The sequence below is a fragment of the Pseudomonas sp. gcc21 genome, assembly GCF_012844345.1.
Lineage (GTDB): Bacteria > Pseudomonadota > Gammaproteobacteria > Pseudomonadales > Pseudomonadaceae > Halopseudomonas.
This window is the reverse complement of the sequence record NZ_CP051625.1, coordinates 2,846,994-2,860,615: the sequence shown is the minus strand read 5'-3', so window position 1 is coordinate 2,860,615 and position 13,622 is coordinate 2,846,994. Positions and strand designations below refer to the sequence as shown.

Here is a 13,622-nt window from a genome sequence, read left to right as displayed (position 1 = left end):
GTTTCAGGAATCTGCGTCCTTGTTCTTCAGCAGCGACGCCAGATCAGCAAACGCCTTGTGGGTGGCCTTGCCGGTCTGCGGCGTCGCGGTGGACGACTCGGTGAAATATTGCTGGTCTGTGTAGCGGGAGTGTTCGTTGTCGTGGCAGTACAGACAGAGCAGCTCCCAGTTGGAGCCGTCTTCAGGATTGTTGTCATGATTGTGATCGCGGTGGTGAACGGTCAGCTCGCCGATGCGCTTGCCATCGAATTCGCGGGCGCAACGGCCACAGACCCACGGATACATCTTCAGCGCTTTCTCACGATAACTGGCTTCGCGGCTGGCGCGGGTACTTTTGGTGGATGTCATTGCCCTGCCCTCGTTGCTATTGATGTCTGAGTTGCCCGGCCTGGTCTGGAAGCCGTCTTGGGTGTGGCGACCCAGATGGTGTGTTTGGCGCCGCGATTGCCATGCGCGTAGACCTGACGTTCCTCCACGCGAAAACCCGCCTTGCCAAGTCGATTGGAAAAATCCCGATCGGCGCTGGCCGACCAGACGGTCAGCATCCCACCGGTTCGCAATGCCCGGGCGCAGGCGCGCAGGCCTTCCAGAGAATAGATCCAGCTATTGGTATTGCGGGTCAGGCCTTCCGGGCCGTTGTCGATATCCAGCATGATCGCATCGAAGCGGCCCGCACTGTCCTGCAGGATCACCGCAACGTCTTCATTCAATACCCGGGCGCGCGGGTCGTCCAGCGGATTGCCGGCCTTCGCGCCAAGCGCGCCCCGGTTCCATTCGATCACCCCGGGCACCAGCTCGGCCACAATCACCTCCGCATCGGACGCAAGATGACGCAGCGCCGAGGCCAGCGTGAAACCCATCCCCAGTCCGCCAATCAGCGCGCGGACCTCACTGCGTCCGGCCAGTGAACGACAGGGAATTTCTGCCAACGCGTCTTCGGAGCCGTGCATGCGGGTGTTCATCAACTGCCCGCCCTTGCCGCTCTGCAGTTTGATAACGAAATCTTCCCCGTACTCGAACAGGCACAGGGCCTCGGCGGTGTTGGGGATGGGGGCGGTGTCGAGCAGCAGGTGTCGCTTCATGAATGCATTCCGGTTAGCGAGCGTATGAGCGGATTATGCCCGATTGGCCTGGCCGCGCGGCAATCGCGTAAGCTGTGCGCCCTCTTTACTGTTCAAGGTGTGTTTCGATGATCATGAAGGCAGTCAGAATCGGCCTGGGTAATCTGATCGTGGCGGGTGATTACATCACGCGGCCGCCACGGATGAAGCGCTCGCCCGAGGCTCAGGCAGCGGTCAGCGAGGCCGCAAAGGATCTCGCGCTCTATCAGTTCAAGGCCTGCCCGTTCTGCGTCAAGGTGCGCCGCAAGTTGCATGTGTTGAATGTGCCGGTGGCGCTGCATGATGCAAAGAACAACGAACAGGACCGCCAGACGCTGCTTGAACAGGGCGGACGGATCAAGGTGCCCTGTCTGCGTATCAACGACGATGGCAAGACAACCTGGCTGTACGACTCCAAGGCAATCGTCAGTTACCTCGAGGGTCGCTTCACTGCCGCCTGAATGAAGCCCATGCAGGCGGCGAACTTCCCCGGACAATGGTTTTCTACCGGTGATTCAGCCGAGGAAGCGTTATGTCCGAGATATCCGCAACAGAAGTCGATTGTCTGGTCGTCGGTGGTGGGCCTGCAGGGCTGACCGCCGGCATCTATCTGGCGCGCTTTCACCGACGCTGCCTGATCGTCGACGCAGGTGCCAGCCGCGCTTCCTATATCCCTACCAGCCACAATTACCCCGGCTTCCCTCCGGGTATAAGCGGCCCGGAGCTGCTGTCCCGGCTGCGTACCCAGGTACTTGAATACGGCGCCCGTATAGAGACGGGAACGGTCGAGCGTCTTGGGCGCAAAGGTGATGCCTTCGAGGCGCATATAGATGGCCGGGCGATCACCGCCAGAAGCGTGATCCTGGCCACGGGTATCGAGGATATCCTGCCGGAAATGCCTGATATAGACCGGGCAATCACTTCCGGGATCGTCCGGCTCTGCGCCATTTGTGACGGCTATGAGGTGAACGGCGACGATATTGCGGTGTATGGCGAGGCTGAGAATGCCATCAATCATGCGGTGTTCTTACGCACCTTCACCGACCGGGTAACAGTGATCGTTCATGGTGAGCCGGATGCCTGTGACGATGCGCTGGCCAAAGCCGAGCGCTACGGTATCAGGCTGATCAGTGACAGGGTGAGTCGGATATGTCTGAGCGAAGATGATCGCATCCAGGTAACCACCGTCGAGGGCAAGCAATGCCTGTTCGATATCATCTACCCGAACCTTGGCAATACCTGTCGTGCCGCGCTGGTCAAGGATCTGGATGCTGAGCAGGACGAAGACGGCGCGCTGATCGTGGACGGGCATCAGCAGACATCCGTTGACGGGTTGTACGCAGTGGGCGACGTGGTGGCGGGGCTCAAGCAGATCAGCGTGGCGATTGGGCAGGCTGCCCAGGCCGCCACTGCAGTGCACAATCGGCTGGAAAACAATCCCTGGCGTCGGGTCGAATAAGCAAAAAAGGGGCGGCCCGCATTACTACGGGCGCCGCACGATCTCAGGGTTTGGGGCCGCGGCGCCCCATGACCAGCGAAATGACAAACAACACCAGGAACACGACGAACAGGATCTTGGCGATACTGGTTGCGGTACCGGCTATGCCACCGAAGCCGAGCACGGCGGCGATAATCGCGATAATCAGGAATGTGATAGCCCAGCTGAGCATGGCAGTTCTCCTCGAAGTCGAGAGGCTGATGTTGGTCTTGGTTGCGTACGTCACTCTGTTTATTAGGACCGGGCGGCCAATCAGGTTGTTCCGCGACCGTCCGGCCCGACGCCGTTACTCGGCCACGCTTAGCGCCGAGCTGTCGACTTCCTTTACACCGCGAATGTTCTTCGCGGTTTGCTCAGCCAGATCCTTTTCTGCATCAGTATCCACCGAGCCCTCCAGCACGACCTTGCCGTTGTTGGTATCAACTGAAATATCGAGACCGCTGAGACTGCGACTGAACAGGTAGCTCGACTTCACTTTGCTGGTAATCCAGGCGTCACTGATGACGTTGCCGGCATCGTCCGCTGTTTCGGCGACCGTGCCCTCTTCTGTCTCGGTGGCGTCCTCACCGGTTACCTGCAACTCATTGCGCACTTCCCGGACGCCGTCAGTGTCCTCGGCCAGGCGTTCGGCCAGCTCTTTGGAAGCGGACGAATCCGTTTCGCCGGTCAGCGTGACCACGCCGTTTTCGGTGTCGACATGAATATCCAGACCTTCCGTGCTGTTGTTCCAGAGCAGCTTGGATTTGATGGTGGCGGTGGCGGACGTATCGCTCATGCGGTCAGCCAGGGTTCGTTCGCCAGCCTTGCTGTGATCCCCTTCTTTGCCCACCTGCAATTGGTTGTCGACATTTTCGATACCGTCGATGTCCGCTGCGATTTGTTCGGCCAGGTCTTTTTCAACTTCTGACTCAACCTCGCCGGTCAGGACCGCGGTATTGCCCTCCACGTCGACGTCAATCGAGAAAGGGCTGAGATTGCGATTGGTGGCGATGGCGGTCGAGACAGAGCCTTCCGCGCGCGCATCGTCCAGCTGGCGATTCATGTCGCTGTCATCGGCATGGGCAGCCATTGGCGAAAGAACGACCAGACCGGCGGTCGCGGTGGCAATGGCAAGTTGTTCCAACTTATACATGGCGATTCCTCTTCTATCAGATCCGTTTTGAACTGCTTAAGGAACATGGCAATCCCCGTGCCACTTTGACTTGAGCGTTTTTCATTAAGTTTCAACCGCTTACGAAAACGCCAGCTATGCCTGCTTATGCACTCTGCACGAGATGGCTGTATGCCTGCATGCAGATTGCACGGAATTGCTGTGAACGACGCACGCCGCGCCGCGCCCGAGGACATTTGCCGGGGCGATCATCTCTGCTATATCTCAAGGTTAAGAGCAGGCCATAGGGCCGGCATTGCCAGCGGAGTAGCAACATGTTGCGCTTTCTTTATCCGATGTCCCTGGTGTTGCTGCTTGGCGCTTGTCAGACCACACAGGGCCAGCGCGACTTCGACAGCAACCGTGACTTCACTCAATATCGTGACTGGAGCTGGAGCGAGCCAGCGGTCAGCTACCGGCCGGCTGATGATCCGCGCATTACCAGCGATCTGACCACGCAGCGAATCAAGGACGCGGTTAGCGCCCAGCTGGATGCGCGCGGCCTGCGTCCGTCCAATGACGGCGAGCCGGATGTGCGGGTGCGGGTGTACATGATTGTTGAGCAGCGGCAGGACAACGTGACCACTCACTACGGTGGCGGTCACTATTATTGGGGCTGGGGCATGATGGGGCCAATGGCCCAGACTCGCACAGTCACCTACGATGTGGCGACTATGCAGATCGATTTGATTGATGCTGCAGACGACAAGCTGGTCTGGCGCGGCAGCACCAGCGAGGTGTTGAATCAGCGCCAGCGATCACCCACCGATCGCATCCAGACTACCCATGAAATGGCGCGGCAGGTGCTGGAGGCCTATCCGCCCTATTGATCGGAGCCGGAATCCCACTCGCTCCGGTAGCTAGAAATTCGCCGGCGTGGTTGCGCTGATCAGCGTACAGGGAGTCTCGAAGGGATTGCGGAAACGATGCGGCTGGCTGCTTTCAAAATAGTAGCTGTCGCCGGTGTCGAGTATGTACACCTCGCTGCCGATGGTGATTTCCAGCTTGCCGGCAACCACCGTTCCGGCCTCCTCGCCTTCGTGGTTGAGCATATCCGGCCCGGTGTCAGAGCCGGGTGGATAGGTCTCGTTGAGGAACGAAAAAGCCCGGTTTTGATGACTTTTACCCACCAGCTTCATGGAGACCTGGCCCGAACCAATCTCCAGTAGCTCATCCCTGCGAAAGATCACCTTGCGCTGGTTCACCTGTTCCGCCTCCGAGGAGAAGAAATCCACCAGCGACATGGGGATGCCCGCGAGCACTTTCTTTAAAGAGCTCACAGAGGGGCTGACGCTGTTCTTTTCGATCATGGAGATGGTGCTGTTGGTGACGCCGGCACGTTTGGCCAGTTCACGCTGGGATAAACCCTTCAGCTTCCGAATGGTTTTGAGTCGGGCGCCAACATCCAAGGTCGGAATCCTCCGGAAACGAGAGCAGATCAATACTGAGGGGCGAAGTGAGGCGGATCATTGCACGCCCGTTCGGAATTTTCAACGCGACTCAGTCCTGATAATGACGAGGTACCCGGTTCAGGTTACAGAACAGCTGGTAAGGAATGGTGCCCGCCCAGCTTGCCACTTCGCTCGCGTTCAAACCCTCCCCCCACAGACGGACCTGGCTGCCGAGTCCGGCGTCGGGCAGATCGGTCAGATCAACGGTCAGCATATCCATGGATACGCGCCCGGCCAGGGTAGTACGCAGGCCGTCAACCAGCACAGGCGTGCCGTCCGGGGCGTGACGTGGATAACCGTCCGCATAGCCCATGGCGACCACACCCACGCGCGTGGGACGGGTGGTGATAAAGCGCGAACCGTAACCAATGGGCTCGTTGGCCGGCACTTCGCGTACAGCAATGATTTTCGAATCCAGCTGCATGACCGGTTTGAGGTTGGTTGCGCTGTCCTGTGCGAAATCGAAGGGCGTGGCGCCGTACAGCATGATGCCCGGGCGCAACCAGTCGCCATGTGCCTGCGGCCACGCCAGCACTCCAGCTGAGTTACACAGGCTGCGTGGCCCCTCAAGGTTTCGTGTAGCCTGCTCGAAAACCTCCAACTGCTGCTCGGTACGTCCCGTGGAGGGTTCATCGGCGCGTGAGAAGTGGGTGATCTTGGTCAGGCTGGCGACCTGCGGATTGGTCTGCAGCGTCTGCCATATCGCCGGATACTCATCAGGCGTAAAGCCCACCCGATGCATACCGGTATCCAGTTTAAGCCACACGTGAATCGGTTGACTCAGGTTGGCCTGCTCAAGATCCGCCAGCTGCCCATGATGGTGCACCACGACCCACAACTGCTGCTCGGCAATCAGTGGCAACTCGCTGGCTTCGAACCAGCCTTCCAGTAGCAATATCGGATGCTTAAGTCCCGCCTCGCGCAGCTGCAATGCTTCTTCGATGCAGGCCACCGCATACCCGTCCGCCAGATCAGCCAGCGCCTCCGCGCAACGTACCGCGCCATGGCCGTAGGCATTGGCCTTCACCACGGCCAGAGCTCTGGCTGGGGAAAGCTGTTTGGCAAGCAGGTAATTATGGCGAAGATTGGCAAGATTGATCAGGGCGTGGGCTGGGCGCATGGCGGCGTTTTCCGAAGGACGGCAGGCGCCTAGATTAGCAGACCAGAGCGAGTGCGTGGACGCCCGGCATCGATCGCAGCGGACCTTTTCTGTACCTGGCGCAGCGGGATCGGGTATTTTGGTCAGCATGTTGTCTTCAGACACCTCTGGAGAACCTGGCGAGCGAAGGTCAGTAGCAGGCAGCCTGGCCGAGCGCAGCAGTTCTCCAGAGGTTCCTTGCTCTCAACGGAACCGTCTTATGCTCTGTCATACCGATCATCATGCGCCTTCCTATTACGCCGCCACACCGAGCAAATCCCTCGCCTTCTCTGAACTGAAAGGCGATACCCAGGCCGACGTCTGCGTCATCGGCGGCGGCTTCACCGGGCTGAATACAGCTATTGAGCTGGCGCAGCGCGGACTCTCGGTCATTCTGCTGGAGGCGCACCAGATTGCCTGGGGCGCGAGCGGACGTAACGGTGGGCAGCTGATCCGCGGTGTGGGCCATGATCTGGAACAGTTTGAAAACCAGGTCGGCGCTGAAGGTGTGCGCGAATTCAAACGCATGGGCATCGAGGCGGTGCAGATCGTGCGGGACCGCGTGGCTGAATTTGATATCGATTGCGATCTGACCTGGGGCTATTGCGATCTGGCCAACAAACCCCGCCACCTGGAGCAGTTCCGCGAGGAAAAAGCCGATCTGGAATCCCTCGGCTACGCGCATGAGCTACGCATCATCGAGCCGGACAATATGCGCAGCGTGGTCGGCTCCGATGTATATGTCGGCGGCATGAGCGACATGGGCTCCGGTCATCTGCACCCGCTCAATCTGGCGCTGGGCGAGGCCGCAGCGGCTGAGAGCCTGGGCGTCAGGCTGTTCGAGAACTCCCGGGTGACCCGTATCGAGTATGGCGCGACTGTCACCGTGCACACGGCTGGCGGCACGGTACGCGCGCAGCAGCTGGTGATCGGCTGCAATGCCTACCTTGGCAAGTTGGACGAACAGCTAAGCGGCACGGTCATCCCGGCGGGCAGTTATATCATCGCCACCGAACCCCTGAGCGAAGCGCGTGCGCAGCGGCTGATCCCGCAGAATATGGCGCTATGTGATCAACGGGTGGGGCTGGACTATTACCGGTTGTCGGCCGACCGCCGCCTGTTATTCGGCGGTGCCTGCCACTATACCGGCCGTGATCCCGCGGATATCGCCGCCTATATGCGTCCGAAGATGCTGAAAGTGTTTCCCGAGCTGGCCGACGTGCAAATCGACTATCAATGGGGCGGCATGATCGGCATCGGTGCCAACCGTTTGCCGCAGGTTGGCAGAGTGTCCGGGCAGGCCAATGTGTTCTATGCGCAGGCGTATTCGGGACACGGCGTGAACGCCACGCACCTGGCGGCAAGAATTCTGGCTGAAGCCATTACCGGGCAGGCCAGTCGCGGATTCGACCTGTTCAGCCAGATTCCCCATATGACCTTCCCTGGCGGCGACCGCTTCCGCGCCCCGCTGCTGGCGCTGGGCATGTTGTGGCAGAAGGTCAAGGAACTGGTTTGATTGGGCGCTGCTGAAAAGCGCATGTTCCTAAAAGCGAATCCCCCCTAGCCCCCCTTTTTCAAAGTGGGGGACGTTCGTGCGGGCTTGGGGTGTCTGTGTTGGCCTGAGATAGAGCTATCGCAGCAAGCGACATGCTGGCCGCGCGGACTTGGCGCGTTTGTGTTGTTCTGACAACTAGCGATCCCTAGGAGCGGCTAGCTGGCAGTTGAGCGAGACGTTCGTGCGGGCTTGTCGTGTTTGTGTTGTTTTGACAGATAGTTATCACTGAGAGCGGCATGCTGGCAGTCGGCTCCGTGTCTCGGACTGAAGGGAAATGTTGGTACTGCTATCCCGCACTTGTCTTGTCCAGCCGACTGGCTATCGCTGAGAATTCAACAGTCAGCAGCCGCTCGGACCAGTTCCCCACTTTGAAAAAGGGGGGCTAGGGGGGATTCGGGTTTGAAGACCAGCGACCTCAATCCCGCTGAATCTCAACCAATCCTGTAGACATCTGCGCCACCTTGCAAGGCCGTCCGCGCAGGTCTATCAGATCGCCATTGGCCGGCACCGTACCGCTCATTCCCAGGTCGCGACTGAATTTGAGGTGAGCCTGCTGGTGATAAGGCTCGCCGTGCACCGGCAGCAGATATCGCGCGTTCAGCCATCCATACAACTGACGCAAATCTTCCTGCGGCGGATGGCCGGAGGCGTGAATGGGTGCCATGTCGTCATCAATGACTGTTACGCCCTGCTCCATCAAGCCTGATTTGATCGCCGCCAAGGATTCCTCATTACCTGGAATCAGCCGCGAGGAAAACACCACGGTGTCGCCTTCCTCGAGGGACAGGTGCGGATGGCTACCGCTGGCAAGCCTGCCCAACGCTGCAGCCGGTTCGCCCTGACTGCCGGTGCAGATCCATAACTGCTGCTCGCGGGGCAGATAGCCCAACTCCCAGGGATCGATAAAGCCTGGTCGGGCGCTGAGATAATCATGTGCGCGCCCGGCGCGGTGCATGGTCAGCAGGCTGCGCCCGAGCAGGCCTGCATAACGCGCGGTATCGAAGGCGATTTCCGCGAGGCTATGCAGGCGGGCAAGGTTGCTGGCAAAACAGGTAACGATGACCCGCTTGCGGCAATCCCTAATGGTATCGAGCAAACCGTTCTGTACGCTTGCTTCGGAATAACTGGATCCGGCAGTAGGCGCGTTGGTGGAGTCGCCGATAATCACATCGACGCCGCTGCGGCCAATTGCTTGCAGTCGGCCCTGCGCGGTCAATCCACCCACGACCGGCTGCGGGTCCAGCTTCCAGTCGCCGCTGTGGTAAAGGCGTTTGCCCGCGACGTCGAGCACAATGGCGTGTGACTCCGGAATCGAGTGGGTAACCGGTATCCATTCAGCCTGAAAAGCGCCAATACCCACCGGTTGCAGTGGCTTGATCTCGCGCAGGGTTGGCCAGCTGAGGGCTGGGTCCAGTTTGTTACGGATCAGCCTTGCGGTGAACGGGCTGGCATAAAGAGGGCAGTCCAGCTGTCGCCACAGGTAGGGAATCGCGCCGATATGGTCTTCATGCCCATGTGTTATCAGGATCGCCGAAAGCCTGATGTCGTGACGTTCGAGAGCGCTGATATCGGGAATCGATACCTGTGTAGCGCCGCCGGGCGCTGATTGCAGGGCGAAGCCGCAGTCCACCGCTATCCATTCGCCAGCCGAGCCGTACAGATAGAAATTGGCGCCGAACATGCCGGCGCCCCCCAGGGCAACGAAGAAGGGGCCTGGCTCGCGGTGAAGCTGGTCAAAACGGGGTGCAGACATCGGCGCGGTCCTTTGTGAGGCTGTTTTGACAGCTTAACAGATGATTCAGGGCGCGCAGGAAAGGGGGCTGTTGGCCGTCTGCAGGTCAATGTTATGCAAGGTACCAACCCTGTCGGCGCGCAGGCGCACGCCAACCCCAGGGGAGCTTGTCCGAGCGGCTGCGCCGGATCTTTGATATGAGCGATAGCGCAACGCGCCTGGGGGGTAGCGCGCCTGCGCTACGCCAAAGCCTCTGCAGAACACCAGGCCTGGCATCAAACCCTGTCGGCGCGCAGGCGCACGCCAACCCCAGGGGAGCTTGTCCAGTCCGCTGCGCCGGATCTTTAATATGAGCGACAGCGCAACGGGCCCGGGGGTGTAGCGCGCCCGCGCTACGCCAGAGCCTCTGCAGCACACTAGGCCTGGTATCAAACCCTTGTCGGCGCGCAGGCGCACGCCAACCCCGGGGGAGCTTGTCCGCGCGGCTGCGCCGGATCTTTGATATGAACGTTGGCGCAACGCTCCTGGGGGTGTAGCGCGCCCGCGCTACGCCAAAGCCTCTGCAGCACACCAGGCCTGGTATCAAACCCTGTCGGCGCGCAGGCGCACGCCAACCCCAGGGAAGCTTGTCCGAGCGGCTGCGCTGGATCTTTAATATGAGCGATGGCGCAACGGGCCTGGGGGTGTAGCGCGCCCGCGCTACGCCAAAGCCTCTGCAGAACACCAGGCCTGGTATCAAACCTTATCGGCGCGCAGGCGCACGCCAATCCCAGGGGAGGCCCGATGCAGCCGATGCGCCAGATCCCAATCTCATCGCGAGCTGCGATGAGACCCCGCAGGCTACCCAAAAAACCAGTAACAGACTGCTATGGCCGTGAGCATCCCCGCCAGATCAGCCAGCAGCGCGCAGCCCAATCCGTGACGGACGCGGCGGATGCCGACCGCGCCAAAGTACACGGCGATGACGTAGAAAGTCGTTTCGGTACTGCCCTGGAAGGTTGCCGCCATCAGTGCCGGGAAGCTGTCGACACCGAAGGTATCCATGGTCTCGATCATCATTGCACGGGCCCCGCTGCCCGATAGCGGTTTGATAAAAGCGGTGGGCAGCGCGTCGATGAAGCGCGTATCCCAACCCAGCGCATCCGCCACCCAGCGAATGCCGTCCAGGCCGGCATCCAGCACGCCGCTGGCGCGCAGCACACCGACTGCCACCAGCATCGCCACCAGGAACGGCAGCAGCGAAATGGTGAAGCTGAAGCCTTCCTTCGCACCCTCGATAAAGGTGTCGTAGACGTTTACCTTGCGCAGTGCACCGACCAGCAAGAACACCATGATGATGCCGAACAGCGTGAGATTGCCGACCAGTGTCGAGGTGGCGCTCAGTGCCTGCGCAGACATACCGGCGAGCGTAGCCAGCAGCGCGCCCAGCGCGAGTGCGCCACCCAGGAGATAGGCGAGCACCACCGGGTCCCACAGCCGCAAGCGTTGCATGACCGCCACGGACAACAGACCCACCAGGCTCGAGGCCGTGGTCGCCAGCAGAATCGGCAGAAACACCGCCGTCGGATCCGCCGCACCCTGTTGCGCCCGGTACATGAAGATGGTGACCGGTAGCAGTGTCAGTGACGAGGTATTCAGTACCAGGAACAGGATCTGCGCGTTGGTGGCGGTTTCCTTGTTCGGGTTCAGGCTTTGCAGCGCATGCATGGCCTTGAGGCCGATAGGTGTGGCAGCGTTATCCAGCCCCAGCACATTGGCGGCGAAATTCATGGTGATATGCCCCAGTGCCGGGTGGCCGCTGGGTACGTCGGGCATCAGTCGACGGAACAGTGGATCCAGCAGGCGTGCCAGCACTCGTATCAGTCCGGCCTTTTCTGCTATCGCCAAGAAGCCCAGCCATAGGGTCATGGTGCCGACCAGCACCAGGACGATTTCGACGCTCAACCGCGCCATATCGAAGAGTGACGCCACCAGACGGCTGAATACTTCGCTATCGCCGACACCCAGCCATTGCCAGAGCGCGGCAGCGAACGCAGTGGTAAAGAAGCCGAGCCAGATTCCGTTCAGCATCAGTCAAGAATATCCTGCATGGGGCTTGAGTCGAGCAGCGGCAGCAGACAGGGCGGCCTCGTGCTTTCAGGTGTCGGCTTGTACGCACACCAGAGGGGCGATTCCGCTGCGGTGGGTACCAGCGCCGCGAGTATGGCTGCCGTCTGGGTGTCGGGCTGGCCGTCATACCGTGCCGGTCGAAAGCGCATTTGAAAGGCCGCGATGACATTCAGTGTAGCCTTGTCGAGCAGCCCGGTTTGCGGGACCTCGTAACCGAAGCCGGCCAGGGTTTGCTGGAACCAGCTAACTGACGGAGTCAGCCCGGCCAGTTGCGCCTGATAAAGCGCTACCGCATCGGCATCCGGCCAGATTGATACGCCCGCCTCCGCGAGTTGCAGCCACGGGAACAGCGGGCCGGGATCAACCTTGCGCTGCGGCGCAACATCGCTGTGACCCACAACCTGTTCCGGTGCCAGATCGTGGCGCTGAAGAATGTCCTTGAGCAGAATGATCAAATTATCGATCTGCTCCTGCTCCCACGGATACCAGCGCCTGCCCTCGGGCGTCTCAATAAATCCCTTATGTACCAGCTCGATGCCGATGGATATGCCGTTGACGTAGGTGCGTCCCTGCCATCTGCTTTCGCCCGCATGCCAGGCGCGGCGATCTTCCTCTACGAGCCGATAGATAGTGGCGGGATTTTCATCAATCAGATAGTGGCTGCTGACAGGGCCCAGGGTCAGGGCGTTCAGCGACCGCTCGAAGCCGGACGAGGTGTAATGCAACACGACATAACGCACACGGCTGTCCTGGCTGTGGGACTGGTGGCGGGTGTCGATGCGGGGGCCGCTGGTGCAGCCAATCAGGAGCGTGACGAGAAAAAACAGTGCCGTAAATTTCACCAGGGCCCCTTGCCGGTCTGTCTCCGGTTAGCCCACATGGATGTGCTGAACACGCTTCACTCCTCACGTTTTGTTCAAGCCGAACGGGAAATCGACGCGGCCGTAACGAAGCGGCACCGGCCCGAACGCCCGCGGAAATCGATGGCTAGCCTAGCATGTCCGTTAGCTAATGCGAGGGTGTCTGCAGATGATCTGCCGGTCAGCTGCCCACCGAACTGGCGGGTACGCACAGGCCGGATGGCAGACGGATATGCATCGACACGGGTAGATGGTCAGAGATGGGATGGGGCAGCACGTCAACCTGCTCAATGGACAGGCTCGGGCTGAGCAGAATGTGGTCGAGTACCCGTGCTGGCTTCCAGCTCGGATAGGTGCCTGGCAGGGTAGCCGTGTGCATTTTTGAATCACGCAGCGGCGAGTTTTCCAGCAGATCCTCGGCGTGGGTATTCATGTCGCCCATCAGCACCACGTGCTTGTGATCAGCGATGCGTTCGCGGATGTAAGCAAGCTGGTTGGCGCGGGTGCGCGGACTTAGCGCCAGGTGCATCATGACTACCAGCAGGGATGCGGGCCCCTCGCCGAAGCTGGTGAGGATAGCGCCGCGACCGGGTAAGACGCCGGGTAGCTTGTGGTCCTCAAGGAAATGCGGCGCATAACGGCTCAACAGGCCATTGGAATGCTGGGCAAAGCGCCCGAGGTTACGGTTGAGTTGCTGGTACCAGTAGGGAAACTGACCTTCGCGGGCAAGATGCTCGACCTGGTTTATGTAGCCTGAACGCATGCTGCCGCCGTCGACTTCCTGCAACGCAACCAGATCAAAGTCGTTGAGGATGCGGCTGATCATATCCAGCGTGCTATTGCGTCCGGCGTGGGGTAACAGGTGCTGCCAGCTGCGGGTCACGTAGTGGCGGTAACGCTGGGTATTGATGCCAACCTGGATGTTGAAGCTGAGCAGGCGCAAAACTTCGGGGAGAGTTTGTTCGCAGCGTGCACAGTGCGGATTGGTGCGCAGGCTGGCCGGCGCCATGGCGCCATGGGTAGAGCGTT

The 13,622-nt window shown here is 60.2% G+C and carries 14 protein-coding genes; 4 read left to right on the top strand and 10 right to left on the bottom strand.

All coding sequences use genetic code 11. The features are described 5' to 3' along the window. Positions 1–3 precede the first annotated feature (3 nt). Both HG264_RS13205 and HG264_RS13200 read right to left on the bottom strand, forming a co-directional pair. Positions 4–348, bottom strand: a complete 345-nt coding sequence (locus HG264_RS13205; protein WP_169408105.1) for a YajD family HNH nuclease — start codon at positions 346–348, stop codon at positions 4–6. Then, a complete protein-coding gene (locus tag HG264_RS13200) occupies positions 345–1,082 on the bottom strand; it encodes a spermidine synthase (RefSeq protein ID WP_169408104.1) in 738 nt (245 codons plus the stop codon). Before HG264_RS13200 ends, HG264_RS13205 begins: the two co-directional genes overlap by 4 nt. A gap of 107 nt (positions 1,083–1,189) precedes the next feature. Here HG264_RS13200 and HG264_RS13195 point away from each other — a divergent pair, with 107 nt between their 5' ends. Beyond that, positions 1,190–1,561: a glutathione S-transferase N-terminal domain-containing protein gene (locus HG264_RS13195; protein ID WP_169408103.1), complete on the top strand. Its 372-nt coding sequence runs from the start codon at positions 1,190–1,192 to the stop codon at positions 1,559–1,561. Positions 1,562–1,632: 71 nt separating this feature from the next. Continuing rightward, positions 1,633–2,559 (top strand): NAD(P)/FAD-dependent oxidoreductase, encoded by a 927-nt coding sequence (locus tag HG264_RS13190; protein WP_169408102.1) that lies wholly within the window; start codon positions 1,633–1,635, stop codon positions 2,557–2,559. A gap of 43 nt (positions 2,560–2,602) precedes the next feature. Here the strand turns inward: HG264_RS13190 and HG264_RS13185 are convergent, their stop codons facing one another. Next, positions 2,603–2,770, bottom strand: a complete 168-nt coding sequence (locus HG264_RS13185) for a DUF1328 domain-containing protein (protein WP_169408101.1) — start codon at positions 2,768–2,770, stop codon at positions 2,603–2,605. A gap of 114 nt (positions 2,771–2,884) precedes the next feature. Next, positions 2,885–3,730, bottom strand: coding sequence for a BON domain-containing protein (locus HG264_RS13180; RefSeq protein WP_169408100.1), 846 nt, complete (start codon positions 3,728–3,730; stop codon positions 2,885–2,887). A gap of 293 nt (positions 3,731–4,023) precedes the next feature. Here HG264_RS13180 and HG264_RS13175 point away from each other — a divergent pair, with 293 nt between their 5' ends. Next, positions 4,024–4,578, top strand: a complete 555-nt coding sequence (locus HG264_RS13175; protein ID WP_169408099.1) for a DUF4136 domain-containing protein — start codon at positions 4,024–4,026, stop codon at positions 4,576–4,578. Positions 4,579–4,608: 30 nt separating this feature from the next. On the opposite strand, the gene HG264_RS13170 is transcribed toward HG264_RS13175, so the two are convergent. Both HG264_RS13170 and alr read right to left on the bottom strand, forming a co-directional pair. Further along, positions 4,609–5,157, bottom strand: a complete 549-nt coding sequence (locus HG264_RS13170; protein WP_169408098.1) for a cupin domain-containing protein — start codon at positions 5,155–5,157, stop codon at positions 4,609–4,611. 91 nt (positions 5,158–5,248) lie between these two features. Beyond that, positions 5,249–6,319, bottom strand: a complete 1,071-nt coding sequence (gene alr, locus HG264_RS13165; RefSeq protein WP_169408097.1) for an alanine racemase — start codon at positions 6,317–6,319, stop codon at positions 5,249–5,251. A 238-nt stretch (positions 6,320–6,557) separates the two neighbouring features. Between alr and HG264_RS13160 the strand changes: the two genes are divergently transcribed. After that, a complete protein-coding gene (locus HG264_RS13160; RefSeq protein WP_169408096.1) occupies positions 6,558–7,853 on the top strand; it encodes an FAD-binding oxidoreductase in 1,296 nt (431 codons plus the stop codon). Positions 7,854–8,307: 454 nt separating this feature from the next. On the opposite strand, the gene HG264_RS13155 is transcribed toward HG264_RS13160, so the two are convergent. The 4 genes from HG264_RS13155 to HG264_RS13140 all read right to left on the bottom strand — a co-directional run bounded on the left by HG264_RS13155 (position 8,308) and on the right by HG264_RS13140 (position 13,602). After that, on the bottom strand, positions 8,308–9,645 hold the full coding sequence (locus HG264_RS13155) for a ribonuclease J (RefSeq protein WP_169408095.1): 1,338 nt from the start codon (positions 9,643–9,645) through the stop codon (positions 8,308–8,310). An 819-nt stretch (positions 9,646–10,464) separates the two neighbouring features. After that, the gene (locus HG264_RS13150) at positions 10,465–11,694 is read right to left on the bottom strand and encodes a nucleoside recognition domain-containing protein (protein WP_169408094.1); all 1,230 of its coding nucleotides are present in this window, start codon (positions 11,692–11,694) and stop codon (positions 10,465–10,467) included. Further along, entirely contained in the window at positions 11,694–12,575 is an 882-nt protein-coding gene (locus HG264_RS13145; RefSeq protein ID WP_169408093.1) for an N-acetylmuramoyl-L-alanine amidase, read from the bottom strand. The genes HG264_RS13150 and HG264_RS13145 overlap by 1 nt, the downstream gene beginning before the upstream one ends. Before the next feature lie 199 nt (positions 12,576–12,774). Next, positions 12,775–13,602, bottom strand: a complete 828-nt coding sequence (locus HG264_RS13140) for an endonuclease/exonuclease/phosphatase family protein (protein WP_169409133.1) — start codon at positions 13,600–13,602, stop codon at positions 12,775–12,777. Positions 13,603–13,622: the final 20 nt, after the last annotated feature.

What these genes read in the sequence shown, in the direction of transcription:
- HG264_RS13205 (WP_169408105.1), bottom strand. Translation starts at nt 348, where the DNA reads ATGACATCCACCAAAAGTACCCGCGCCAGCCGCGAAGCCAGTTATCGT.
- HG264_RS13200 (WP_169408104.1), bottom strand. Translation starts at nt 1,082, where the DNA reads ATGAAGCGACACCTGCTGCTCGACACCGCCCCCATCCCCAACACCGCC.
- HG264_RS13195 (WP_169408103.1), top strand. Translation starts at nt 1,190, where the DNA reads ATGATCATGAAGGCAGTCAGAATCGGCCTGGGTAATCTGATCGTGGCG.
- HG264_RS13190 (WP_169408102.1), top strand. Translation starts at nt 1,633, where the DNA reads ATGTCCGAGATATCCGCAACAGAAGTCGATTGTCTGGTCGTCGGTGGT.
- HG264_RS13185 (WP_169408101.1), bottom strand. Translation starts at nt 2,770, where the DNA reads ATGCTCAGCTGGGCTATCACATTCCTGATTATCGCGATTATCGCCGCC.
- HG264_RS13180 (WP_169408100.1), bottom strand. Translation starts at nt 3,730, where the DNA reads ATGTATAAGTTGGAACAACTTGCCATTGCCACCGCGACCGCCGGTCTG.
- HG264_RS13175 (WP_169408099.1), top strand. Translation starts at nt 4,024, where the DNA reads ATGTTGCGCTTTCTTTATCCGATGTCCCTGGTGTTGCTGCTTGGCGCT.
- alr (WP_169408097.1), bottom strand. Translation starts at nt 6,319, where the DNA reads ATGCGCCCAGCCCACGCCCTGATCAATCTTGCCAATCTTCGCCATAAT.
- HG264_RS13160 (WP_169408096.1), top strand. Translation starts at nt 6,558, where the DNA reads ATGCTCTGTCATACCGATCATCATGCGCCTTCCTATTACGCCGCCACA.
- HG264_RS13155 (WP_169408095.1), bottom strand. Translation starts at nt 9,645, where the DNA reads ATGTCTGCACCCCGTTTTGACCAGCTTCACCGCGAGCCAGGCCCCTTC.
- HG264_RS13150 (WP_169408094.1), bottom strand. Translation starts at nt 11,694, where the DNA reads ATGCTGAACGGAATCTGGCTCGGCTTCTTTACCACTGCGTTCGCTGCC.
- HG264_RS13140 (WP_169409133.1), bottom strand. Translation starts at nt 13,602, where the DNA reads ATGGCGCCGGCCAGCCTGCGCACCAATCCGCACTGTGCACGCTGCGAA.